We start from the raw sequence: 25,402 nt of genomic DNA, 5'->3' as shown, positions 1-25,402 counted from the left end.
ATCAAGGAGCCCACAGGCTCACGCGAGGGGGCCATATAGCTCCGGCCGCCGGTCGAGAAGGATCGGGAGCTTGCGGCGCGCCCGCTCCACCTGATCCAGGTCCACCTCGGCCGTCAAGACCTCCTCTTCCTCGCCTCCCTCGGTCAACACCTCCCCCCAGGGGCCGATCACCGCCGACCGGCCGCCGAAGAGGGCCTCGCCCTGTGCGCCAACCCGATTGCACCCGGCGATGAACATCTGATCCTCGATCGCGCGAGCGCGCAGCAGGATCTGCCAGTGGGAGACGCGAACGCGCGGCCATTGGGCGGGGACCAAAGTCAGCCCGGCGCCGGCCACAGCGTATTGGCGGAACATCTCGGGGAAACGCAGATCATAGCATATGGCTATCGCGAGGGAACCCCAGGGGGACTCGACAAGGGACATCCGATCGCCGGCGGCCAGATACTTGTCCTCAGACATGGGGCGAAACAGGTGGATCTTGCGATACACGCCGCGCAACGCCCCGGACGAGTCCCAGATCGCGGCCGTGTTGTAATAGGAGCCATCCTGGCCGCGCTCCAGCAAGGAGCCCGCCAGCCAGACCCGAAACCGGGAGGCCAGCTCCGCAGACCGGGCGAAGGCGCCCTCCCCCAAAGGGGCTGCGTGCTGAGCGGCGTACTCCAGGTCGTAACCGCTGGCCCAGAGCTCAGGCAGCAGGACGATATCCGACCCCCGCCCGGCCGCCTCACGCACCGCCTCCGTCGCGTGCGCCAGGTTGGCCTCAACCATGCCATCCCGGCAGTTCATCTGAACCAGGGAGAGGACCAGCTTCACGGTGCAGACTCCTCCGGTGCCGCCGACTCCGCCTCCCCTTCCTCTTCCGACCCCTCCAGCTCGATCACGGCCGTCTTCGGCTCCTCGGTGGCTCCCGCATCGGCCTCCGCGGGCTGGGACGGCTCAGGGGTGCCCGCCGACTGGGGACGCGCCCGCAGGATCGCCCGCACGACCAAGAACAGGCCGCCGAGGATGGGGAGCAACGGCCACGCCTTGGCCCAAAACTGCTCCTGCCCCAGGGTCAGCACATAGATAAACAGACCGGAGACCACCAGCGCCGTCCCCGGGATCAGGGCCCACCAGACCTCTCGCTTGCGCGGCCCCAGCGCATAGACCAGGAAGAAGACGATCCCAAAGCCCACGAAGAGCAGCGTGCCCTGCTGGGTGGCCTGTAGCCGGGAGCTCAGGAGGATCACCAGGCCGACGACCAGCAGGATGCCGCCGGGGATGATCGTCCACCAATCTCTCGGGTTGGCGATGTACACCAGGGCGAAGGCGAGCGCGATGGCCAGCAAGAGCAGGCTGACCAGCGTCTCCCCGCGGGCTATCCCCCGCGTGCCCAGGTAGATCACGACACCCACACCGATGAGGGTGAACCCGGGCAACACCGGCCACCATTGCGTTCGGTCGTACGCGTAGTAGATCAGAAAACCGAAGCCGGAGAGGATGGCCACGCTGGCCGTCACGTACTCCAGCCCTGGGCGCAGGGCATCAAAAGTGCCGAAGTTGAACAGCAGGATCAGGATGCCGCCCAACAAGAGCGCCAGTCCCCAAAGCAACGAGTTCGATCGGAATCGCATTTCTTATCCTTCACGCAGGATCTGTTGCAGCGGAGGGCTCACTCCGGCTCACGATCGGATGGAGGGGGCGTATCCCAGCCATGCCGGAACCCGGAGCGCCCATAGAACCAGGTCTGCCAGGCGAACGATGCGGCCAACACGCCCCACGCCCCGATCTCCCACCATCGCCGGCTGGACAAGGCCAGCCCCACACAGAAGAGCACCATAGCCGCAGAGAACGGCGCCTGAAAGCGAGGAGTGCTCAGGGCAAACCGAAGGCGCCACTTTTGCTGGTATCGCCACCAATCGATATAGCTGAAGCTGGCCAACGCGAGGGCCAATCCGGCGATCCACAACGCCCCTCGGCCCACCATGCCCCAATCGATCATCGCACACCTACAGATACGACAAGGTCCCGTCCTGTGGGGTCATTATACCACAGACGTGTGGATCCGAACCGATCCGCCTCTGAGGAGAAATGCCGTTGCTTCTACTATGTGGAGTTCCTCCGGGAAAAGTCCTTCTCCCGCCTTCGACCTGCCCGGCCTCGGCCCAGACTCCTGCGGAAAGGGCCGGGAAAGACGGGTGCAGACCGGAAAAGTGGGAATTCCTTAGAGGGGAGGTCCCCTCCACATCTCCCCCTGCGGAGCTGGTCGTTGAGGGAGACCTTCAGACGCCTTGCCGGTAAATCTCCAGACACGCTCTGATAGGAGGACCGGGGGAGTTCTTACCATCCCGATTTCCAGCACCGACTTTGAAAAAGCCCTGCCCCAGCAGCCCCAAAGCGTTGCCCGCGCAGGGAGAGGCTGGTATAATGCATCCATCTTGCACATCACAATCGGGATGTCATATCTCTATGCCGCCAGACCCAGAGCACACATCGCCTCCTGAGAGCTGGGAACAGATCGAACAGCAGTTGGAGGCCCTACGGGAGGGCCTCCGCCATAGCTGGAGATGGTATCGCGATCGCTACGCGGCGCTGGCCGACCGCCGGGACGCACAGGTGGATCGGCGACGTCTGATCACCCTGTGGCAGCGCGCCCGATCTCGCTTCCTGGCGGAGGTCGAAGCCCTGAACCGCCGGATCGACGCGCACAACCGAGAGAAGCCCATCCGCTCACGCCACTGGCCGCGCATCGACCCCGACCAGGAGATGAGGAAGCTGGGCATCCCCGACGCGCCGCCGGACGTTCCATCAAGGGATGAGCCCTCCGCCCCCCCAGAGTCACCCCCTTCCGGGCAGCCCGAACCGCCCATCACGTCGATGTTACATCAGATCATCACCTTGCGTGAGAAGATCCCCCACACGCCGCGCTGGGAACAGGCGCGGAAACGAGCGCTATGGCGCTATCTCGCCCGTATCCAGGCCAAGCAACGTGAGGAATAGCCCATGGACATCACAACCCCTTATCCACCCACCTTGATCATAGACGCTCACTGCGACACGTTGCTCGCGGTCGCCAAGGGCGATCGCTCCTTACTCGAGCGCTCCGACCAGGGGCACATCGATCTCCCGCGGCTGCAAGAGGCGGGCATCACCGCCCAGGTCTTCGCCCTTTTCGTGCCCGACCCATACGCCGCCCTCGCGCCCACCGCATACGCCTTGCGCTTGCTGGATCACCTCTACACGGCCATCGACCACTCCGATGGGCGCCTGACGCTGGCCCGGTCGGCCGCGGAGATCGAGGCCGCCTACACCGACGGCCGCGTGGCCGCGATCGTGAGCATGGAGGGAGCCGAGCCCCTGGACGGCTCCCTGGAGCTGTTGCACATCTTCCACCGGCTCGGATTGCGCATGCTAGGGTTGACCTGGAACCGCCGCAACGCGGCCGCCGACGGCCTGGACGCCCAGCGGACGAACGGCGGGCTCACCCCCTTCGGCGTGCGGGTGGTGGAGACCTGCCACGAGCTGGGGATCGTGGTCGACGTGGCCCATCTGGCCCCTCCCGGCGTACGTGACGTGCTTGAGATAAGCGCCCAGCCGGTCATCGCCTCCCACGCCAACGCCCGGGCGCTGTGTGATCACCCTCGAAACCTGACGGACGAGCAGCTTCAGCGCATCGCGGAGACGGGGGGCGTCGTGGGCGCCACTTTCGTGCCCCACTTCATCAACGAAGATCCCGAGGAGGCGACGCTGGAACAGTTTCTGGATCATATCATGCACATGATCCAGGTGATGGGACCGGACCACGTCGCGCTCGGATCCGACCTCGACGGGTTCACGGCGCCGCTCCCCCACGGGCTCACCTCCGTCCAGGACGTCCACAAGATCGGGGAGGGATTGCTGGCACGTGGCTGCACCACTGAGGATGTGGAGAAGGTTCTCGGGGGCAACTGGCTGCGCGTCTTTCGATCGGTCTGGCGCTGAGCCGCCGTCGATCCCCCAGGCACCACGACCATGGGAGGCCTATGATGAAGTTGCTCATGTTTCAAGCGCGCCGCTTCTGGTGGAAGCCGTTCTCCAAGACGCTGCCGGAGGTGCCCGACCAAGACCAGGAGGTGGAGGTCCACGACGCGGCCGTGATCTTCCTGCATGCCGAGCCGGCCGATGAGGACGACCGGGCCCGAGTTTTTCGACGCGCGCTCAAAAACGTGAAGTGGCTGGCCAACAAGCGCGGCTTGCGGAACGTGGTCCTGCACAGCTTCACCCACCTGGCGGACGCCAACGCCTCGCCCGAGTTCGCCCAGGCCTTCCTGGAGGAGCTGGCCGACCGGCTACGCGCTACCGGCTATCAGGTGTGGATCACACCCTTTGGATATTTCTGCGAGTGGGAGCTGAGCGTGTACGGGGAGAGCCTGGCCAAGGTGTGGAAAGCCTTCTGAGGGCACCCCCGGGCGGCCCAAACCTTCACCGGAGTGGTATGGAGGGCCCTCCTTCGCCAAAAACGGGCGGGCAGAGGCGATTCATGAATCGCCTCTGCCCGGGACAGGCACTTCCAGATCCCCATGCAGGCAACCGAACAGCAAGCCGGGCATGGGAGCCCGGCCTGCTGTTGAAGTTTCATCCGGCTTCTCTACCAGATACGCATGACAACAGCGGGCTCGCGAGGGCGCCGGCAGGGTCTGCCATCAGGCCAGGCGGGCGGAGGCCACCACGTCCACGTCCCAGCCCGCCCGCTCCCCGGCCAGGAAGCGATAGTGGCCGGCGCAGGCGATCATGGCCGCGTTGTCGGTGCACAGCCAGATGGGGGGGATGGAGTACGGCAGCGTCATCCGCCTCGCCAGCTCATCACGCAACGCGCGGTTGGCGGCCACCCCGCCACACACGCACACATGGCGGGCTCCACAATCCTCCGCCGCCCGGATCGTTTTCGAAACCAGCACATCCACCACGGCCGCCTGGAAGCTGGCCGCCACATCGGCAACCGGCACCGGATCCCCCAGCTCACGCACCAGGCGCAGGACCGCCGTCTTCAGCCCGCTAAAGGAGAAATCATATCGGTGATCCGGCGCATCGAGCAACGCCCGTGGCAGGGAAAACCGTTCGGGATCCCCATCCACGGCAGCCCGCTGGATGGCCGGCCCGCCCGGATACGGCAGCCCCAACAGACGAGCCACCTTGTCGAACGCCTCCCCGGCTGCGTCGTCCAGGGTGCCTCCCAGCCGCCGATATCGCCCATGTCCCTCCATGACCAGCAGCTCCGTATGGCCGCCGGACACCACCAGCACCAGGATAGGGAAGTCGTCCTCGCTCAGCCGTGGCCCCTGATAAGGCGGCTCGCCCGGCCGCACGGGGTCCAGCCAGCTGGAGTAGATGTGACCCTCCAGGTGGTTGATGGCGACCAACGGCAGGCCGCGTCCCCAGGCAACCCCTTTGGCCACGTTGACCCCCACCAGCAGGGAGCCTGCCAGGCCGGGGCCATACGTCACCGCCACGGCCGTAAGATCGTCCCAGGCCACCCGAGCCTCCGTCAACGCCTGCTCGATCACCGGGCGGATGGCGAGCACGTGCTGACGCGAGGCCACCTCCGGGAAGACCCCTCCATACCGGCGGTGCAAATCGATCTGAGAGGCGACCACGTTCGATAGGAGGCGGCGACCATCCGCCAGCACGGCCGCCGCCGTCTCATCACAAGAGGTCTCGATGCCTAAAATCAGCGTCATGGGATAACCAGTCGCTGTCCTGCATAGATCCGATGTATGTTGCGGATGCCATTGGCCTCCGCGATCTGCCGAACCGTAACCCCATATCGACGGGCGATGCCGTATAGCGTCTCCCCCCAGCGCACCCGATGATAGCGGGCCTCCGACGGGGCGCCCTCGGCCGGGTTGAGACGCACACGTGCGGTCACCGCATCCAGCTTTGATCCATCCTCGGGGCTCCGCCAATAAGCCTCCACATATCCCCACTGGGGCCAGGAGATGCCGCTGTAGGACACGGTAGCCGTAAAGGGAGCATAGGATCCGAACGAGCCTCCCATCGTTGTCGCCGTGCCGACACGCCGGAACAGATAGTCCAATATATCCACGACGACATTGCCCTCAAACGTATCAGATCGGCCGGTCACCGTGATGGGGCTGCTCACCTCCTGTCCTGTAACCGGGGCGGTTAACAGGACGCCAGGATGCTCGCTGGAGATCTTCAGCGTCTGGCCGATGAAGATCAGGTTGGGGTTGCGGATCCCGTTCTCCCGCACGATATCCGACACGGACACGTCGTGCCCCTTCGCGATGCGATACAGCGTATCCCCGGGATGTACGTGATAGGTGATGGCCGTGACGGGGCCGGGTGTGGCTGACGGCGTCGGGCTGGGGGATGGCACAGGCGTAGCGGTAGGCGTCACCGCGGCCTTGTTCAGGTAGACCCGAACGGTCACCTTGTCACGCTCGCTCCCATCCCTGGGGCTGACCCAATACACATCGATGTACCCCCACTGGGAGTAGGGAACCGAGTAGGACACCTCCACCTGGAACGGCTTATACTCCCCCATGGCGGCGAGGGCTGTCGCCGTCCCCACAGATCGGAAATACCGATCCAGCACGCGGATATACACCTTCCCCTCGAAGGTGTTGGCGCGCCCGCTCACCAGGATAGGCGGCGACACCCGGGCGTCCGGGGCCGGCTGCGTCAGGACGATCGCCGGCGACGCGCTGGGGATATGCAACATCTGCCCCACATAGATCCGGTTGGGATTGGGAATGCGATTGGCGGAGACCAACTCCCGCACGGTGACCCCATGCGTCAGGGCGATCTGATAAAGCGTATCGCCCGGATGCACGATGTACGAGACCCCATCGGAGCCGGTGGCTGCCCCCGCCATCGGAAGCCCCGCCAGCAGGAGCGCCCAGGCCAGGAAGAACGCGATCACGACCAGTCGAGAGCGAGTCATGGTATCCCTCACTTCCGATTGTATTTGTTATGTAAGCATTCCCCACTCGGCAACGTATCTCTCTCGGTGGAAAGAGGGCGGGGCGCTTTGGGGGCTGCCCCATTGGTATCAACTTAAGCGATATGGAAGCGTGGCCCCGCATCTCTGGGGTGGATCGGAGGAGCGGCCGCCCCTCCGAAGAACTCTATGTTCAGCCCCTCACCTGCCCCGTGGGGCCGGAGGCCACACCGGCCAAAGCCCCAACCAGGCAGGTAAAAGGCGAGAAAAAGAGTTTTTCTGCGGAGGGGCTTCCCCTCCGCACCTCCCCTTTCAGGTGCCACCGCCCGTGGAGGGAAAAAGCGACAGGCGGGGGCCTCGCTCATGCTGTTCAGTTGATGCGAATGGGGCGCTCTGGGGGCTGCCCCCACATTACGGCGGTCGCGACCACGCACCCTCGAAAGGCGTACACGATCGCGAACGCGCCGCACGCAGCGCGACGCCGTGAAGCGGTGCGTGGACGGGAGGGCGCCATCCGCGGTCCGCGCCATGGGATCAGGTGCGCTCTAGCAGCTCAATCAGCACCCCGTGGGCTCCCTTCGGATGAATGAACGCCACGCGGCCATGGGCGCCGCGACGCGGCGTCCGATCGATGAGATCCACGCCGCTGGCCTCCAGCGCCTCCAGCGCCGCCTCGATGTCATCCACCTCCAGACAGATGTGATGCATCCCCTCGCCGCGCTTCGCCAGGAACTTCGCCACGCCGGAATCGGGATGGATCGGCTCCAACAGCTCGATCTCCGAGTCCCCCGCGGGCAGAAAGGCGATCTTCACATCCTGTTCGGGGATCGTCTCCACATGGTCGAGCGTCAGGCCCAGCGCGTCCCGATAGATGCGCAAGGCCGCCTCGATATCGTTGACCACGATCGCCACATGATCGATACGTCGAATCATCGCCGCTCCTGAGTATGCTCTACCCGTCGATCTACAGACCTTCGCACGGGAACCGGCCCCAGCCTGCGCAAAGGGATAAGGGCGAGCGCTTCCATCCTGCCATTGACCGGGCGTGAGAACTCAGCCAGCCGTCGGCTTGCCCGCCTCCAGCCTGCGGGCGGATCGTCTAGGCCCCCGATGCCCCCTCCATCAGCTCCGCTTCATGGCCTGAAGTTCGTTCTCCACCCGCTGCAATTGCTGCCGGGCCCGCTTGCCGTGATCGAGCAACTTGTCGCTGTACATGAGCGCCTGCTCCAGCCAGCGGCGCGCCTCCTCCCACTCCCCACGCTGAATCAGCAGGCCCGCCAGCGCGGTGGCCGACGCGGCGTCCGTCGGGTCCTGGGCGAGCAGACGGCGCAGCCGCTGCTCCCGCCGCGCGGCCTCGCTAGTCCAGCGAAGCGAGACGCCGATGTCAAAGAAGCGCTCGGGATCATACCGCTCGGCCCGGTGGCGCACCAACGCGTGCGCTCGCGGCACGATCATGTCCACGCTGCGCACCACCTTGAACTCCACCTGAACCGCCTCAACCTCCCCCTCCAGGGTGAGCGTCACATCCTGTCCAGGGTCCAGAACCACATTTAGCGCCCTCTCATCCTCCCCGTACATCAGCCGCTCCAGCAACACCGGCTGAGCGTGATGATTGGATAGGGTGAGATGTGGCCCCTCCAACCGGATCTCCACATCGCTACGAGCCTTCTCCGGCTCCTCCCGTGATACGGTAATGGTGTGTTTCTCCGGGTGGAAGACGTCCAACAGCTCCAGGAAATCGGAGGAATACTCTTTGAAGACGCCCACGTACTCGTTTACCGTATCCCCCTCGACCACTTCGATGACCACCCGGCTTCCCACGTATCGCTCCAACAGGGGATCGTAGCGGGTGCCGACGTAGCCGATGATGTTCTTCCCCACCTGGGTCAGGTACTTCTGGCTGGTATCCGTGATAACCGGGACGGTAGGAGCGCGCACGCGGCCCAATACCAGGTTCAACGCCTCGTTGACGGAGTCGCTGGCCGTGTTGATGAAGTCACGGGTTTTGCGCCCCAGGCGCCGGAACAGGCCCGGGTGGAAGCTGCGCTCCAGATCCCGATTGCGCCGTTCGATGTTCTCCGGCGTCAGCTGGTCGGTATAGCGATAAATCGCCTGAATATTCCCGTACTCGTCCCGATACAGGATGTAGCTGGTCTCAATGTGCTGCTCATCATGCACGCTATCCCGATACAACAGCTCCATCCCCGTCGATTCCAGGGACATGGTGCCCCATATCATGCGACCATCCTTCATCTCGACGAAGATGTGAAACCCGTCAAAGGACTTCAGGCACCGGTCGCGCTGAATGGAGCGCAAGTACGAGCCCAACAGCGCAGCGGCGAAGATGACGAGGATGGTAACCAGCAACGAGATGTCCATGGAACTCCCCTTCTGATGCGCAACCCTGCCTCATCAGAGGCCCGTTCTACACCCACATCTCGGGATGGTACTCGCCGAACACGCGACGGAGCACATCACAGATCTCGCCCAGCGTAACGTAGTGCTCCACACACTCCACGAACAGGGGCATCAGCTCGGCATCCGGCTGCCGGGCGGCGGCCTCCAGCTGTCCCAACAGCTCGGCCACCTTATGATGATCCCGGCTGGCCCGCACCTGCTGCAACCGCCGGACCTGCGCGGCTTGCACCTCCTCATCCACGCGCAGGATCTCCGCCGGCGGCTCCGCCTCGGTGACGAACCGGTTTACCCCCACCACGACCTGCTCCCCACGCTCGATCGCCTGCTGCGTGCGGTAGGCGGCCTCCTGAATCTCCCGCTGGATGTATCCCCGCTCGATGGCCCGCAGCGCGCCCCCCATCTCGTCGATCTTCGCGATGTACTCGAGAGCCCGCTTCTCGATCTCGCTGGTCAGATACTCCACGAAGTAGGAGCCCGCCAACGGGTCCACCACGTCGGCCACCCCGGACTCATAGGCGATGATCTGCTGGGTGCGCAACGCCAGTTGAACGGACTCTTCCGTGGGCAGGGAGAGCGCCTCATCCTTGGAGTTAGTATGCAGGGATTGGGTCCCTCCCAACACGGCAGCCAGCGCCTGGATGGTCACCCGCACGATGTTATTGTCCACCTGCTGAGCGGTGAGGGTGGAACCCCCCGTCTGGGTGTGGAAGCGCAACTGCCACGAGCGGGGACGCTGGGCGCCGAACCGCTCCCGCATGATGCGGGCCCACATGCGTCGCGCCGCCCGGAACTTGGCGATCTCCTCGAAGAAGTTGTTGTGCGCGTTGAAGAAGAAGGACAGGCGCCCGGCGAAATCGTCGACGTTCAGCCCCGCCCCGATGGCCGCCTGCACGTATTCGATGGCATTGGCCAGGGTGAAGGCTACCTCCTGCACGGCCGTGCATCCCGCCTCCCGCAGGTGGTATCCGCTGATGGAGATGGTGTTCCAACGCGGCACGTGACGCGCGCAGAAGCGGAACAGGTCCACCGTCAATCGCAATGACGGCTCCGGCGGGAAGATATAGGTCCCGCGCGCCACGTATTCCTTCAAGATGTCGTTCTGCACCGTGCCCCGCAACCGCTCCAGGGACACGCCCTGCTTCTTCGCCACGGCGATGACCATCGCCAGCAGGATCGCCGCCGGGGCGTTGATGGTCATGGAGATGCTCACCCGATCCAGCGGGATCCCCTCCAACAGCGTCTCCATGTCTGCCAGGGACGAGATCGCCACGCCCACCTTGCCCACCTCCCCCTGCACCAAGGGGTGATCGGCGTCGTATCCCATCTGGGTGGGCAGATCAAACGCCACGGAGAGCCCGGTCTGTCCCTGCTCCAACAGATAGCGATAGCGGCGATTGGACTCCTCCGCCGTGGCGTATCCCGCGTACTGGCGCATGGTCCACAACCGGCCGCGGTACATGGTCGGCTGCACGCCGCGCGTGAACGGATACTCCCCGGGGAATCCCAGATCGCGCAGGTAATCGAGGTCCACATCCTCGGGGGTATAAAGAGGATCCACGGGAATGCCGGAAGGCGTCTCAAACTGAGGTCGTCGCTCCGGAGCGCGCTGCAACGCTCGTTGCAGAGTCGTCTGCTCCCATTCCGCCTTGCGTTTCGAAAGCTCGCTCATGGACACTCCCCAGCACACGGAACCTCGAACTCTTCTCCCCGCCGACGGGGCCGGCAGGGCGCGCCGCAACATCCGATAAAGAGGCGCCTGCCAACGGAAAGGAGAGGACAAACATCCCCAGCAGAAAACGACGGCTCGCCCCCTGCGGGGATACGAGCCGTCAGTGGATCGTCACCAGCAGATGGCCCTGCTCCACGGTCTGACCCGGCTCCACCGCCACGCGCGCGACCGTTCCCTCCCGCGGGGCCCGGATCTCATTCTCCATCTTCATGGCCTCCAGCAGGACCACCGCCTGCCCGGCGGACACCTTCTGCCCCTGCTCTACCAAAACGCGGGTGACCATGCCGGGGATGGGAGCCCGAACCGGGATCTCGCCGCCAAACGGCGGCAACTGATGCCCGGCGCGAGTCAGCCGCCGTGTCCGCTCGTCCTCCACCCGGACCTCGAACAGCTCCCCATGCAACATGACCCGGAAGCAGTGCCCGGCCTCCTCCACGGCAACCTCGTGAGAGACGTGATCCACCAGGAGGGAGTAAAGCTGCGAGGCCTCAATGCGCTGCATATCCACTTCCAGCGCCTGTCCGTTCACGACGACGTGTCGCTCGTCCTCCACGTCGATGATGAACTCGCGCCCTTGAATCGTCGCCACGTATCTCATCGTCGCAACGCCTCAATGCGAGCCGCCTGCTTCCAGGGCGAGCGGTTGCCGTTCCGGGCGCGGCTCAGGATGATCGCCCGGCGGCCGCGCTCGTGGGCCACCAATGTAGCCGCGATGGCGGCAATGCGCTCCCACTCCTCGATGTCCGGGCGCGCCACCAATCGGCCTCCCATGCGCCGCTCCAGGAACTCCGTGTCGAAGGTGCCCCAGAGGAACTCGGTGTGATCCATGATCTTCTGGTGGAACGGGATCGAGGTCTGGATCCCGCCGATCCGATATTCCCGTAGCGCGCGGCGCATGCGCAGGATCGCCTCCGCCCGCGTCTCCCCCCACACGATGAGCTTGGCGATCATGGGATCGTAATGGAAGGTGACCTCAAACCCCTCATAAATGCCGCTCTCGACGCGCACGCCCGGCCCCGTCGGCTCCTGCAGCATCACAACGCGCCCCGTGGACGGCAGGAAGCCGTTGTACGGGTCCTCCGCCGTGATGCGGCACTCGATGGCCCACCCCTTCGGGACGATATCCTCCTGCCGATACCGCATACGGCGCCCCGACGCGATGGCCAGCTGTTCCTTGACGATGTCCACGCCGGTCACCATCTCCGTGACGGGATGCTCCACCTGTAACCGGGTGTTCATCTCCAGGAAGTAGAAATTGCCCTCCCGGTCCAACAGGAACTCGATGGTCCCGGCGTTGACATACCCCACCGCGCGGGCGGCCTGGACGGCCACGGCCCCCATGCGCTGTCGCAGCTCGGCATCCACGGCGATGGAGGGAGCCTCCTCGATCAGCTTCTGATGGCGACGTTGGATGGAGCACTCGCGCTCGCCCAGGTGGATCACATTGCCGTGGGTGTCCGCCAGGATCTGGATCTCCACGTGCCGGGCGCTCTCGATCACCTTCTCCAGGTAGATGCGATCGTCGCCGAACGCGGCCTTCGCCTCCCGACGCGCGCTCTCCAGGGCGCTGGGGAGATCCTCCGGCCGGCGGACCAGGCGCATCCCCTTGCCGCCCCCGCCGGCGGTCGCCTTGACCATCACGGGGTACCCCAGGTCGTCGGCCGCCGCGATCAGCTCCCGATCCGACAACTCGTCCTCGGTGCCCGGGACCACCGGGATCCCGGCCTCCCGCATCCGCCTTCGCGCCGCCACCTTATCCCCCATCGCGGCGATGGCCTCCGGCGGCGGCCCCACAAAGGTCACCCCGGCGTCCGCGCACGCCCGGGCGAAGGCTGGATTCTCGGCCAGGAAGCCATATCCGGGGTGGATCGCCTCCGCGCCGGAGCGCCGCGCGACTTCCAGGATGCGATCGATGCGCAGATAGCTCTCCGAGGCCGGCGCCGGGCCGATGCAGTAGGCCTCATTGGCGCGACGCACGTGCAGCGCGTGGCGGTCCGCCTCCGAATACACGGCGACGGTTCGCAACCCTCGCTCTTCACAGGCACGGATAATACGAACGGCGATCTCGCCGCGATTCGCGATCAGAACTTTACGGAACATGTCGTTGATTTCCTATCCGCCAGCAGATGAATGATGATGTTCCCCACCCAACATCCAGGCGTTCCCTCAGCCGATCCACCCTGACTATCCTTCAGCAGAAACAATAATATTTTACCTCTTACCAGACATCGGTCCAATCGGAGCGACGGGCGCGCACGATCCGCACGATCTCCTCCCAGTGATCCCGTTGAGGCGTCGTCACGGCCAGCACGGCCAAAGCGGCCACCGTGAAGCCGAACAGGTCCAGGATCCTCCCGTTCAGCAGGAAGAGCACCAACCCCAACACAGCCACCGTGTTCGCCCCGCTGACCGAGATCATGAAGGCCCGCTGAAGCTGAGCCACCACGGCCGATAGCCGATTCATTCCCGGGAGGCGCACCAGCCGCTCCGGGTCCGTCAGACGCGCCGGAAGGAAAAACGTCAGGAACCCCACCGCGGCCGTCGCCATCGCGACCAGGATCATCGCCACCAGCAGGTAGGTCGGCCCCGGCAGGTTTACGAACCCCGCGGGATGTCCGCTGGCCTTGTAGATGAGCAGCCCAATGACCGCATAGAGGATCACCCCGCAGCGGAAGAACCACAGGAACGTCCGCATCGCACGTACACGGCCTTCCAGATCGATCATCGGCCACCTCTCAAACCGTAAGCCCCGCGTGGCGTCCAGCATACGAGCCCGCCCCTAGAGGAGGCTACAGCGGGATGTTCCCATGCTTCTTCGGTGGATTGCTATCCCGTTTGTTCTGAAGCATCTCCAACGCGTTGATGAGTCGCGGCCGGGTCTCGCGCGGCTCGATCACATCGTCCAGGTAGCCACGGGCCGCGGCAACGTAGGGGTTCGCGAACCTCGCCCGATACTCGGCCACCAGCCGCTCCCGCTCGGCCTCTGGATCCTCGGCAGCCGCGATCTCCCGCTTGAAGATGATGTTGACCGCAGCCTCAGGCCCCATCACCGCGATCTCGGCGGTCGGCCACGCCAGGTTGATGTCGCCCCGCAACGCCTTGGGCGACATAACGCAATACGCCCCACCATACGATTTCCGGGTGATCACCGTCAGCTTGGGCACCGTGGCCTCGGCATACGCGTACAGCAGCTTGGCGCCATGTCGGATGATCCCGCCATGCTCCTGAGAGATCCCCGGCATGAAGCCGGGCACATCCTCAAAGGTGACCAGGGGGATGTTGAAACAATCGCAGAAGCGCACGAAGCGAGCAGCCTTCGTGCTGGCGTCGATGTCCAGAACGCCGGCCAGGACCGTCGGCTGCTGGGCCACGATGCCGACGGAGTGCCCTCCCAGACGAGCGAAGCCGACGATGATGTTCTGGGCGAAATGCTCCTGCACCTCCAGGAGATAGCCATCGTCCACCACCCGGCGGATCACCTCTTTCATGTCGTAGGCGCGATTGGGCTGGTCCGGGATGATGTCGTTCAGCTCCTCGTCCATGCGCAGCGGGTCATCGGTGGGGGGCACGTACGGCGGGTCCTCCAGGTTGTTCTGCGGCAGGAAGCTGAGGAGTTTCTGCAGGATGAAGAAGGCATCCTCCTCGCTATCCGCGATGAAATGCGCCACGCCGCTGGTGCTCGCGTGGACGTAAGCTCCACCCAGCTCCTCAAAGGTGACGTCCTCATGGGTGACAGCCTTGACCACCTCCGGCCCGGTGACGAACATATAGCTGGTGCCCTTCACCATGATGATGAAATCCATCAACGCCGGAGAGTACACGGCGCCGCCCGCACAGGGCCCCATGATGACACTGATCTGGGGGATCACGCCCGACGCCAGCGTGTTCCGCAGGAAGATCTCCGCGTAGCTGGCCAGCGAGACGACCCCCTCCTGGATACGGGCCCCACCCGAGTCGTTCAGGCCGATAAAGGGGGCGCCGTTCTTCATCGCGAGATCCATCACCTTGCAGATCTTCTCCGCGTGAGCCTCCGAAAGGGACCCGCCGAAGACGGTGAAATCATCCGCGTAGACGAAGACCAGCCGGTTATCCACGGTGCCATAGCCGGTCACCACCCCGTCCCCCAGGATGCGCTGCTTATCGAGCCCAAAGTCATGGCTGCGATGTACGACGAACGCGTCCAACTCCCGGAAGCTGCCCTTATCCAGCAGCAGATCCAATCGCTCTCGAGCGGTCAGCTTTCCCTTAGCGTGTTGCTGCTCAATGCGCTGCACGCCGCCGCCCAGCTTTGCCTGGGCCTTCAGCTCGCGCAGGCGCTGAATCTTCGGATTGACGCTCAAAATGCGCCCTCCTTCAATAGTCTCATGTCTCACTCACGAAATCTGAAAAGCCGATGATCTTCCCGTTTCACATTGACGAAGGCGCGTCCTCACGTGCGCGATGCCCGGGCCGCCGAGGAGGCCGTCCCCCATCGGGCCCACACGCCCGGCCAGTCACGCCATCGGGACAGCCGCCAAAACGCGGCGGTCAGGATGAACGTGACCGGGATGGTATGCCACTGCATCACAGAGACGGGCACCTGCCGGGGCAGCCGCGGGTAGTATCCCAGCCCATAGTCCACGAAATCACTCAACAGGAACCAGCCGCCAGCCACCAGCGCGCCGCGCCGCGACGGCCGGTAATACGTGAACAGCATCATCCCCTGGGCGATCATGGCCATGTGGGTGACCGTCATAAAGACGCTCTCAAAGGTGACGAACCCCCGGGTGTTCCACCAGAATACCACCCAGGCGAACACGGTCCACAGCCCGTATTTGATCTGCCCCATGGCCGCGATGCTCAACCACTCGTTGGGCACCCGATTCCAGACCGCCGCGGTGATCAGGCACAGGCCACCCAGCAGCGCCCACATCCCCTCGTAGGCGGCGATCCAGCGCGCCCACAGCAAAGGGGAAGCCCGTCCGCCAGCCCATGCCGCCACGCCCATCGCCACCAGGGAGGATGCGCCCACAATCCACAACGCCGCCCGCATCCAGGAACGCGCCCGTGGGGACGCGTCCTGCGCCACCACCAGCAGCAGGGCCAACCCTCCCACCAGTCCGAAAAGCGGACAATCCGGGATGAAAGGCCACGACCAGACGGGCGTCCCCGGCAGCTGCCGCCCATACCAGTACAGGATCCCCCACACAAAGCCCGTCATATCGGCGATCAGGACCGCCGCCATGACAGGGGGGAGTCGGAGCAGCCGCTGCAACCAGGCGATCACCCGCCCGATCTGAACCTCCCGCACCACGTTCTCTCTCCCCTAAGAGCGTGCCTGAAAACTTACCGGCAAGATGTCTGAGGGGGCTCCCTCAACGACCAGATCCACAGGGGAGGTGTGGAAGGGATCTCTCCTCCACGGAAATCCCACTTTTCCGGCCTGTACCTGCCTCTCTCGGCCCTTCCCGAAGGACTTGGGCCAAGGCCAGGCAGGTCGAAGGCAGGAGAAGGGCTTTTTCCGGAGGGGCTCCGCCCCTCCGGGCCTCCCCACGGCAGAAGCAACGGCATTTCTCAGGCACACTCTAAGAACTTAAACGAGCTCCTTGACCACGCCATCCCCGGTTTCTCCAGCGGCAGGGCCGCCCCACCATCGCCAGCCGACGGCGACGCGCCCCTCAAGCCAGCGGGCGAATGGGCACCCCGCCAACCCGGGCTCCCGGAGGCACGTCACGATTGACCAGGCTCATCGCCGAGACCACGGCATCATCCCCAATGACCACACCGGGCAGGATCGTGCAGTTGGCCCCGATCGTCACACGGTCGCCGATCACCACGGGGCCGCGTCGCCACTCGCGCCGCAGGTACTCATGCCCCAGGATGGTCGTGTTGTACCCGATGATCGTGTCGGCCCCTATGGAGATCTCCTCCGGGAAGAACACATCCATCATCACCATCAAGGCGATCGAGGTGTGGTCTCCCACCCTCATCCCCGTGAGTCGGTAAAGCCGGTTCTTCAAACCCAACCAGGGGATGAACCGGCACATGTAAATGATCAGGAAATTACGGACCACCCGCAACGGGTTCACATGCCGCCAGATGTACTGCAACGAGTTCCAGGGGCCATCGCTGGGATGCACGCTCAGTCGATCGCGTCGATGGGATGACGTAGCGTTTTTCTTTGGATTTTTTGGGCTCTCTATGCACATATAACCGACGATCACTCACAGAGTTACGATGGCTCTGCGATCTCGGGAGCCAGATACGTCCCTCGGCGGCTCTCAGTCCTCTGGTCCCCCAGGCGCTTTTGAGGCCCAGCCGTAGAGCGTATCGGAAATTTCACCGGCAGGCGTTTGAGGGCAATCCTCAGCCGTATGCCCCACAGGGGGGAGCAGAGAACAGCGCTCATGAGCGGCTGCACACCCCACTACGACATGGCGACGGAAAATGGGCAACGCTGGCACACCGACGAGATCTCGGCATGTCAAATGAGGGGGGTGAGCACCGCAGGGAAGCGCCTGACCTTACCCGTCCGCCGTGAGGTCGGGCAGGCGGCCATCGGCCACCAGCTTGTGTAACGCCCTCGCCAGACGCTCATACGTGTCATCGATCCATTCCGGGATCACCCGCGTCTTGGCGACGATGGGCATGAAATTCGTATCGGCCTCCCAGCGCGGCACGATGTGGATGTGAACATGGTCATCAATCCCGGCGCCGGCCACTTTGCCCAGGTTCACGCCCAGATTGAAGCCATGAGGATGGAAAGCAAATCGCAGGACGGTCAAACTGTGATTCACCAACAACATCAATTCCGTCAGCGTCTCGGGCGGCAAGTCCTCCACACTCGGCACGTGCGCGTACGGCAGCACCAGCAGGTGGCCATTGTTATACGGGTAGAGGTTCAGCGTCACAAACCCGTGCCGGCCTCGCATCAAGACGTGAGCCGCCCGATCATCATCGGATTGCACCTTTTGACAGAAAACGCATCCCTCCGCCTGTTTGTCGCTGACCAGATAAGGCATCCGCCAGGGGGTCCATAGCCGATCCATTTCACCTTTGCCCACACATTGGATTGCAGGGGCATTCTACCACCACTTGCACGCGGGAGCAATCACATTGAGAGCGGGGAGGCCCCTCCGCACCACCACCGAGGGCCTGTGACGGGCATCATGGGCTGTTTCCACCATATTGGTTATACTTATCGGGAGCAGGTACAGCATTTTTAGGGGGGACTTTGTTCTGGCTGAAGACAAAAGAAAGCCCAAAGTGCCATTTTTATCCTCCCTCGCAAGCAATGTAGTCTTGACTTCTATGTACTCACGTGTTAAACTAACGTTGGTTATGAGAACCTCTCAAGGACCTCTGAATCTCGGGCGAAATACAATCGTCACTGATTCATCTGATTCAACCCTCACAGCGATTCTAGCAGCAACTCTCGCTTAGGGCCGTGTGCCCTGATTATCTCGGAGTCGAGCACGCACTCTCCAAACGCCCTCTCGATTCCGGCACCTCAAACCAGGAAAGGAGGTGATGCGCAAGGAGGCCAACGATCATACTTCCGTCTCCTAAGGGAACCACCTTATCGTTTACATCGGAAACGCGGTAGGTTTACCCCCGCAGATCAACACACCACAAGGAGGGAAGTTTCATGTCAGCCGTAAAGCATCGGGCACAGTACCTCATAGCCGTGCTCATGATCCTGACGCTTGTCCTCGCGGCTTGTGCGCCCGCAGCGCCAGCCCCAGCGGCTCCCGCGGCCGAGGAGAAGCCGGCAGCTGAGGAAAAGGCCCCGCCGCCGGAAGAGAAGCCGGCCGCTGGTCCGGAGGAGATTCCCCGAGAGGAGACCCTCATCTTCGATATCGACGGTGGCCGCGTCGTGGATCCCGAGCTGTGGAATCCCTACGTCCCTGGCTGGCGTGGCGACAACGGCTTCCACCAGGCCGTGATGGAGCCCCTCTTCATCCTCAACTACCAGACGGGCGAGATCATGCCCTGGCTGGGCGAGAGCATGACCCACAACGACGCGATGGACGAGTGGACGCTCAAGCTCCGTGACGGGGTCAAGTGGAGCGACGGGGAGCCCTTCACCGCCGACGATGTCGTGTTCACCATCCAGATGCTGCTCGACAATGCTCCTGAGCTGAACTGGTCGGCGGCCATGGACACCTGGGTGGATCGGGTGGAGAAGGTTGACGATCTGACCGTCAAGTTCTACCTGAAGAAACCCAACCCGCGCTTCCAGCTGGACCACTTCTCCGTGAAGATCTGGGGCAGCGTCAACATCGTGCCCAAGCACATCTGGCAGGATAAGGACCCGCTCACCTTCAAGAACTACGACCCCGAGAAGGGTTGGCCGGTCTTCACGGGTCCCTACAAGCTGGTCAGCGTCAGCCCGACCGAGTTCGTCTACATCCGGGATGACAACTGGTGGGGCGCTCAGATCGGCTGGAAGCCGCTGCCCAAGCCGAGGAAGCTGGTATGGACCTGGGCAGGGCCGGAGGAAACCCGCGCCGCTCTCATGGCGGACGGACAGCTGGACAGCCTGATGGACATCACGCTGGGCGCTCTGCTGGCCCTCAAGGAGAAGAACCCCAACGTCATCACCTGGTTCGACGAGCTGCCCTACGCCTGGGTGCCCGATCCCTGCTCCCGAACCTTCGAGCTCAACCTGACGAAGGAGCCGTGGAACGACAAGGACATGCGGTGGGCGCTGAACTACGCCATCGACCGGGATGAGATCGTCAAGATCGCCTACGAGGGCACGACCCTGAAGTCCCGGCACTTCTTCCCGGCCTACCCGCCGCTGGACCGCTACGTGGATCTGGCCATCGAGCAGGGCGCATGGGATCTGGATCGGCTCTGGAAGCATGATCCCGATCTGGCCAAGCAGATCATCGAGTCCAAGGGGTGGGAGCTGGGCGACGACGGCTACTACTACAAGGACGGCAAGCAGCTCTCGCTGGACATCACCACCCACGAGGCCTTCATCGAGAAGCAGCGCATCGCCCAGGTCCTGGTGGAGCAGTTCCAGCGCATCGGCATCAACGCCACCAACCGCAACGAGGCCGGCGGCACCTGGGGTGAGAACTTCAACACGGGTAACTTCGAAGCGCGCATGGGCTGGCAGACCTGTGGCTCCGTCAACGAGCCGTGGGCGTCCATGGACCGCTTCAACGTCCGCTGGCTGAAGCCCGTGGGCGAGCGAGCCTCGGGCGATCAGTGGCGCTGGTCCGGGCCGGCAGCGGAGGAGTACAGCAAGCTCGTGGACGAGATCGGCTCCCTGCCGCTGGGTGACCCCAAGATCGACGAGCTGTTCGTCAAGGCCACGAAGATCTGGTTCGAGGAACTGCCCGTCATCCCGATCACCCAGGCCCGGAAGATCATCCCCTTCGACACCACCTACTGGACGAACTGGCCAACCTTCGAGAACGACTACATCCATCCGCCCACGTGGTGGCAGCATACCCACTACATCATCCACAACCTGGAGCCTGCAAAGAAGTAAGTGGGCATGCAGCTGTTGGCTAGACTCGCTGGCGGCTCTGGCAACGGAGCCGCCAGCGATCCAGAGTTGGGTGTCGGGGAGTAGAAGGCAACAATTGGAGATTGGCGAGAAGGGACTCCCTTGCACCAGATCGCCAATCTCCATTTTTAACGTCAAGAAGGGGCGCAGCGGCGCTGCGCCCTTTTGAGGGAATGTACCACCTGCCTCGATCGGCACATACGACAAAACAGCAGAAAACGCTTGCGTTGTTCCTGCTTTAATGAAATAATATAGGGGGGGAGGTGGCCAGCCGGCTGCCTTCATGAGAGGGTTGTGTTGCCCACATGGGCGATTCCGGTAGAGCGGATCTGAAACACAACCTTCCATTTCCAAGCTCTGCGTCTTTGCGACAAGCTTTCTCAGAGCATACTAAATCTCTAAAGCAGAAGGTTGATAATGCGTGGGTTGACACCAGAATACCTGATTCAACGGTTGGGTATGTTCGTGTTAACGATCTGGCTGGGGGCGACACTGATCTTTCTTATCCCGCGTCTGGCCCCTGGCGATCCGGTGACCGCGATGGTCTCGCGGTTGCTGAACCAAGCCGGCTATATTGAAGACAGCGCCCAGATGATTGAGGCCTGGCGCGCCCGATTCGGGCTGGATGGTCCATGGTATGTCCAGTACGTCAGATACCTGCAAAACATGCTGACATTGAACCTGGGATATTCCCTGGCCTCCTTCCCTAGCGAGGTGGAGGATCTGATCGCGCGAGCGCTCCCATGGACCGTCGGGTTATTGAGCATCTCAACGATCATCTCCTTTATCGTGGGGAACACCATCGGGGCCTTGCTGGCCTGGCGGCGCACTCCCGCGCTCGTCAGGGCGTTGCTGCCCGTGAGCTTCACCTTCACCGCGATCCCCTTCTTCATGCTGGGCATTCTGCTCATTTATGTCTTCGGTTTCTGGCTGCGGTGGTTCCCCGTATCGGGCGCATTTGGGCGCGACCTGGAACACGGCTGGAATTGGCCCTTTATCAAGAGCGTTATCCATCATGGCGTCCTACCAGCGCTTTCCATCGTCATCACCTCTATGGGATTCTGGGGCCTCGGCATGCGGGGCATGATGATCACCAACGAAGGCGAGGACTACATGATCCTGGCCGAGGCCAAGGGACTAAGCCCGAGCCGTATCTTCTGGCGCTACGGGGTTCGCAACTCCGTGCTGCCTCAGGTCACCGCCCTGGCCCTCAACATAGGCGGCATCGCCGGCGGCTCGGTGCTTGTGGAGTACATCTTCGCCTATCCAGGCATGGGGTACCTGCTCTATCAGGGCATCGTCAATGCTGATTATACGCTCATCCAGGGCATCGTTTTCATGCTCATCCTGGGCACAGCCCTGGCTGTGCTTTTAATCGATTTGCTTTATCCCATCATTGATCCTCGGATTACATATGAGAAGAGGTGATACATGACCTCTGCGGCTGTTGGACGTAGTGTTCCGCGAAGACGATCTTTTCTTAGTCGCTGGGATTCACCCTGGCTGAACCCCAAGCTTCTGATCGGCTTGGCCATGGTGCTTACGATGGGTTTGATGGGCGTCGTAGGAGGACAGTTCTGGGATCTCACGCTGGCCCGAGTGGGCTCTTCCCCCTTGAACCTGCCACCTCCATGGGCGCCGGGATTCCGAACGGAGGCTGTCGAGGAAAAGGCGACGGATGTCACTACGACAAAGCAAGAGGAAGGAAGTGGAGCGACCGGCGCCCTGACAGGTGTCAATCCTTTCAAAACGAAAAAGAAAAGCCAATCGCCTACCGGTGGCGGGGAGGCGACCCGCTTCGGCACGCCCACCTGGGAGCACCCGCTGGGCACGGAGAGCAACGGACGAGACATGTTGGCGGTGCTGCTGGTCGGCGCACCTCGCTCGCTTCGCGTCGGCCTGATCGCGGCCGGCATCGGCATGGCGGTCGGCATCATCCTGGGGTTCACGGCCGGCTTCATGGGCGGATGGGTCGACAGTGTGATCCGCACCCTCTCCGACTCCGTGATCACCATCCCTTCTCTGGCCGTGCTGATCGTGATCTCCGCCTACGTGCGCCAGGTCAGCGTGGAGAACATGGGATTGCTACTCGCCCTCTTCGCCTGGCCAGGCCCCACCCGGCTCATTCGCGCCCAGGTGCTCAGCATGCGAGAGCACGGCTACGTACAGATGGCGCGGCTCTCCGGCGTCTCCGCGTTTGATATCATGTTCAAGGAGATGATGCCCAACCTGCTGCCCTACCTGGCAGCCAGCCTGACCGGCAACGTATCCGGGGCGATCCTGGCCGCCACCGGTCTGGAGGTTCTGGGCTTGGGCCCCACCCGGGTTCCCACCCTGGGCATGACCATCTTCTACGCTATCCGGGCGGCCGCTATCATCCGCGGCATGTGGTGGTGGTGGGGCGTGCCCATCGCGGCGCTGATCGTGATCTTCAGCGGCTTGTTCCTGATGACTATCGGGCTGGATGAGATCGCCAACCCGAGGCTGAGAGGAGCTCGGCCACAATGACAGTGACCTGGGAAGTAAAGGAAAGGGATATGCCAAGCGAGGGTTCCGACGATAGAGCCGTCTTGGATGTGCAGGATCTGCGCGTGTATTACGACACCCCTCTGGGGGATGTACGCGCAGTAGATGGGATCAACTTCCGAGTCTATCCAGGCGAGATCGTCGGCCTAGTGGGGGAGTCCGGTTGCGGCAAGACCACGGCGGCCATGGCGATCCTGCGCCTGGTACAGCCGCCTGGTCGCATCGTGGGGGGACGGGTATTCTTAGACGGCATCGAGCTGACATCGCTGAACGACCGGCAACTCAGGCGTATCCGCTGGCGCAAGCTGGCGCTCATCCCTCAGGGAGCCATGAACTCCCTGAATCCGGTCATGAAGATTAAGGACCAGATCGCGGATGCCATTGAGACCCACGAGGGGAAACAGCCCCGATCCGTAATGAAGGAGCGTATTCTAAAGCTGCTCAGCGAGGTGGGGCTGCCCAGCCGGGTATACGACATGTACCCCCACGAGCTGAGCGGCGGTATGAAGCAGCGCGTCTGCATCGCCATGGCCATCGCGCTCAATCCTCCACTCATCATCGCCGACGAGCCCACCAGCGCGCTGGACGTGGTCGTGCAACGCGTCGTGGGACAGACCCTGCTCGATGTGAAGGAACGCCTTGGCCTTTCGATGATCCTCATCGGCCATGACATGGGCCTGCAGGCCCAGTTGGTCGACCGCATCGCGGTCATGTACGCGGGGCACATCGTCGAGGTGGCCCCCGTTGAGATCATCTTCGAGAAGCCGATGCATCCTTATACGCAACTGCTCATCGAATCCATCCCTTCCATCAAGGAGCGCAAGCCGCTCAAGTTGACCGAGGGCCTGACCCACGACCTGCGAAACCCACCGCCGGGCTGCATCTTCCAGCTTCGCTGTCCTCATGTGATGGATATCTGCCGGGAGGAGAAGCCACCGCTGCATGAGGTGGACACCAGGCACGAGGTGGGCTGTCATCTATACGAATAAAGTACACGATCTGTGGTAGGTGTGAACCTTATGTCTCAACCACTTCTGGAAATCCGCAACGCGACGAAAATCTACGGTGGCGGCTTTCTCGGCTCTCGACAGGTCACGGTGGCCCTTCAGGATTTCAACATGACCATCGAGGAGCATCCCGCCACCATCACCACCATCGCCGGCGAAAGCGGCAGCGGTAAGACGACGCTGGCGAACCTGGTCCTGGGCTTCATCGGCCTGACGTCAGGCCAGATCCTGTATAAGGGCATCGACATCGCCACGATGGACAAACACCAACGCATGGCCTATCGACGCGAGGTCCAGGCCGTCTTCCAGGATCCGTACGCGGTCTACAACCCCTTCTATCGGGTGAAGCACATTTTCGATCTGGCCATCAAGAACTTCAAGCTGGCCCGCAACAAGAAAGAGGCGCGAGAGCTCATCGAGGAAGCCCTGAACGTCGTGGGATTGCGCGGGGAGGAGGTTCTGGAGAAGTACCCGCACCAGCTCAGCGGCGGCCAACGCCAACGCATGATGGTGGCCCGAGCCTACCTGCTGAAGCCCCGGCTGATCGTGGCCGATGAGCCCGTCTCCATGGTGGACGCATCCCTGCGAGCCATGATCCTGGACATCATGCTCCGCCTGCGAGATGAGCACAACATCTCCTTCCTCTACATCACCCACGACTTGAGCACCGCCTATCAGATCGGCGACCGGATATATCTCCTCTACCAGGGGACCATCGCGGAGCGAGGGGACACGACCGAGGTCATCGAGGATCCCAAACACCCCTACGTGCAGCTCCTCATCGACTCCATCCCGGTGCCGGATCCGAAGGTACGGTGGGGCAGCGAGACCGTGGTCTCGCTGGACGACGAACAGATGCGCGGGGAGGTCAGCGGCGGATGCCGCTTCTATCCTCGCTGCCCACAGCACATGGACCGCTGTCTGAAGGAGAAGCCGCCGCTCTACAAGGTAAAGGGCCATCTACATGAGGCCGCCTGCTTCCTGTATGAGGAGGAAGAGGTCCCCGCATGACATCGGGATGGCTCTAGCGGCTCTTTCACAACGAACGATCGCTCGCGGGGGCGCGTCATCATTGACGTGCCCCCGCTGCGCGTCCAGGGACAGCCGCCCGACCTCGTCCATATTGGCATACATGGCGCCTGCAGGGACGAGGCAAGATGCCGCGTCTGTATACGCATCTTCTCAGTTTCCCCCAGCACACGACGTGGCCAGACGCACCCCACCCCCCTGTCGTCCCCCCTCCCCAATCCGCTTCGCTGGGAGGGGGGACCTGAGAATGGGTGGTGGCGGCGGCGCAGCTC

23 protein-coding genes are annotated in these 25,402 nt (G+C 63.1%); 8 read left to right on the top strand and 15 right to left on the bottom strand.

The genetic code is table 11. The features are described from left to right. Positions 1-18: 18 nt before the first annotated feature. Genes GXP39_07440 through GXP39_07430 form a run of 3 tightly spaced genes read right to left on the bottom strand, consistent with a single transcriptional unit; the run spans position 19 to position 1,981 of the window. Positions 19-786 carry a carbon-nitrogen family hydrolase gene (locus tag GXP39_07440; GenBank protein NOZ27872.1) on the bottom strand — a complete coding sequence of 256 codons (768 nt, stop codon included), beginning with the start codon at positions 784-786 and terminating at the stop codon, positions 19-21. Positions 787-809: 23 nt separating this feature from the next. Continuing rightward, positions 810-1,613, bottom strand: a complete 804-nt coding sequence (locus tag GXP39_07435) for a hypothetical protein (GenBank protein ID NOZ27871.1) — start codon at positions 1,611-1,613, stop codon at positions 810-812. A 38-nt stretch (positions 1,614-1,651) separates the two neighbouring features. Continuing rightward, the gene (locus tag GXP39_07430; GenBank protein ID NOZ27870.1) at positions 1,652-1,981 is read right to left on the bottom strand and encodes a hypothetical protein; all 330 of its coding nucleotides are present in this window, start codon (positions 1,979-1,981) and stop codon (positions 1,652-1,654) included. Positions 1,982-2,448: 467 nt separating this feature from the next. Between GXP39_07430 and GXP39_07425 the strand changes: the two genes are divergently transcribed. The 3 genes from GXP39_07425 to GXP39_07415 are packed head-to-tail and all read left to right on the top strand — an operon-like array spanning position 2,449 to position 4,415. After that, positions 2,449-2,979: a hypothetical protein gene (locus tag GXP39_07425; GenBank protein NOZ27869.1), complete on the top strand. Its 531-nt coding sequence runs from the start codon at positions 2,449-2,451 to the stop codon at positions 2,977-2,979. Between the two features lie 3 nt (positions 2,980-2,982). Beyond that, a complete protein-coding gene (locus GXP39_07420; GenBank protein ID NOZ27868.1) occupies positions 2,983-3,960 on the top strand; it encodes an amidohydrolase family protein in 978 nt (325 codons plus the stop codon). 44 nt (positions 3,961-4,004) lie between these two features. Continuing rightward, positions 4,005-4,415 (top strand): hypothetical protein, encoded by a 411-nt coding sequence (locus GXP39_07415; GenBank protein NOZ27867.1) that lies wholly within the window; start codon positions 4,005-4,007, stop codon positions 4,413-4,415. 246 nt (positions 4,416-4,661) lie between these two features. Here the strand turns inward: GXP39_07415 and tsaD are convergent, their stop codons facing one another. From tsaD to GXP39_07355, 12 genes are all read right to left on the bottom strand, one after another. Then, complete coding sequence (gene tsaD / locus GXP39_07410) at positions 4,662-5,696, bottom strand: tRNA (adenosine(37)-N6)-threonylcarbamoyltransferase complex transferase subunit TsaD (protein ID NOZ27866.1); 1,035 nt, start codon at positions 5,694-5,696, stop codon at positions 4,662-4,664. Next, a complete protein-coding gene (locus GXP39_07405) occupies positions 5,693-6,922 on the bottom strand; it encodes a LysM peptidoglycan-binding domain-containing protein (GenBank protein NOZ27865.1) in 1,230 nt (409 codons plus the stop codon). Before GXP39_07405 ends, tsaD begins: the two co-directional genes overlap by 4 nt. Positions 6,923-7,453: 531 nt before the next feature. Beyond that, entirely contained in the window at positions 7,454-7,852 is a 399-nt protein-coding gene (mce, locus tag GXP39_07400; protein NOZ27864.1) for a methylmalonyl-CoA epimerase, read from the bottom strand. Between the two features lie 189 nt (positions 7,853-8,041). Further along, on the bottom strand, positions 8,042-9,298 hold the full coding sequence (locus GXP39_07395) for a tetratricopeptide repeat protein (GenBank protein NOZ27863.1): 1,257 nt from the start codon (positions 9,296-9,298) through the stop codon (positions 8,042-8,044). Positions 9,299-9,344: 46 nt separating this feature from the next. Next, complete coding sequence (locus tag GXP39_07390; protein NOZ27862.1) at positions 9,345-11,006, bottom strand: methylmalonyl-CoA mutase family protein; 1,662 nt, start codon at positions 11,004-11,006, stop codon at positions 9,345-9,347. A 160-nt stretch (positions 11,007-11,166) separates the two neighbouring features. Next, positions 11,167-11,568 (bottom strand): acetyl-CoA carboxylase biotin carboxyl carrier protein subunit, encoded by a 402-nt coding sequence (locus GXP39_07385; protein ID NOZ27861.1) that lies wholly within the window; start codon positions 11,566-11,568, stop codon positions 11,167-11,169. Positions 11,569-11,660: 92 nt separating this feature from the next. Then, complete coding sequence (accC, locus tag GXP39_07380; GenBank protein NOZ27860.1) at positions 11,661-13,166, bottom strand: acetyl-CoA carboxylase biotin carboxylase subunit; 1,506 nt, start codon at positions 13,164-13,166, stop codon at positions 11,661-11,663. Positions 13,167-13,284: 118 nt separating this feature from the next. Beyond that, positions 13,285-13,791 (bottom strand): hypothetical protein, encoded by a 507-nt coding sequence (locus GXP39_07375; protein ID NOZ27859.1) that lies wholly within the window; start codon positions 13,789-13,791, stop codon positions 13,285-13,287. A 64-nt stretch (positions 13,792-13,855) separates the two neighbouring features. After that, positions 13,856-15,409, bottom strand: coding sequence for an acyl-CoA carboxylase subunit beta (locus GXP39_07370; protein ID NOZ27858.1), 1,554 nt, complete (start codon positions 15,407-15,409; stop codon positions 13,856-13,858). A gap of 86 nt (positions 15,410-15,495) precedes the next feature. Beyond that, positions 15,496-16,359: a DUF1405 domain-containing protein gene (locus GXP39_07365; GenBank protein NOZ27857.1), complete on the bottom strand. Its 864-nt coding sequence runs from the start codon at positions 16,357-16,359 to the stop codon at positions 15,496-15,498. A gap of 364 nt (positions 16,360-16,723) precedes the next feature. Further along, a complete protein-coding gene (locus GXP39_07360) occupies positions 16,724-17,254 on the bottom strand; it encodes an acyltransferase (protein ID NOZ27856.1) in 531 nt (176 codons plus the stop codon). A gap of 315 nt (positions 17,255-17,569) precedes the next feature. After that, positions 17,570-18,094 (bottom strand): HIT domain-containing protein, encoded by a 525-nt coding sequence (locus GXP39_07355; protein NOZ27855.1) that lies wholly within the window; start codon positions 18,092-18,094, stop codon positions 17,570-17,572. Between the two features lie 599 nt (positions 18,095-18,693). On the opposite strand from GXP39_07355, the gene GXP39_07350 reads away from it, so the two are divergent. From GXP39_07350 to GXP39_07330, 5 genes are all read left to right on the top strand, one after another. Continuing rightward, the gene (locus GXP39_07350) at positions 18,694-20,550 is read left to right on the top strand and encodes an ABC transporter substrate-binding protein (GenBank protein ID NOZ27854.1); all 1,857 of its coding nucleotides are present in this window, start codon (positions 18,694-18,696) and stop codon (positions 20,548-20,550) included. 435 nt (positions 20,551-20,985) lie between these two features. After that, a complete protein-coding gene (locus GXP39_07345; GenBank protein ID NOZ27853.1) occupies positions 20,986-21,996 on the top strand; it encodes an ABC transporter permease in 1,011 nt (336 codons plus the stop codon). Between the two features lie 126 nt (positions 21,997-22,122). Further along, positions 22,123-23,076, top strand: coding sequence for an ABC transporter permease (locus tag GXP39_07340; GenBank protein ID NOZ27852.1), 954 nt, complete (start codon positions 22,123-22,125; stop codon positions 23,074-23,076). Positions 23,077-23,105: 29 nt separating this feature from the next. Further along, the gene (locus GXP39_07335; GenBank protein NOZ27851.1) at positions 23,106-24,083 is read left to right on the top strand and encodes an ABC transporter ATP-binding protein; all 978 of its coding nucleotides are present in this window, start codon (positions 23,106-23,108) and stop codon (positions 24,081-24,083) included. A 30-nt stretch (positions 24,084-24,113) separates the two neighbouring features. Next, positions 24,114-25,112, top strand: a complete 999-nt coding sequence (locus GXP39_07330; protein ID NOZ27850.1) for an ABC transporter ATP-binding protein — start codon at positions 24,114-24,116, stop codon at positions 25,110-25,112. Positions 25,113-25,402 lie beyond the last annotated feature (290 nt).

It is taken from the genome of Chloroflexota bacterium, assembly GCA_013152435.1.
In the GTDB taxonomy this organism is placed as follows: Bacteria; Chloroflexota; Anaerolineae; order DUEN01; family DUEN01; genus DUEN01.
Note: the sequence above shows the minus strand (reverse complement) of the source record. Positions and strands in the feature narration are given on the sequence as shown.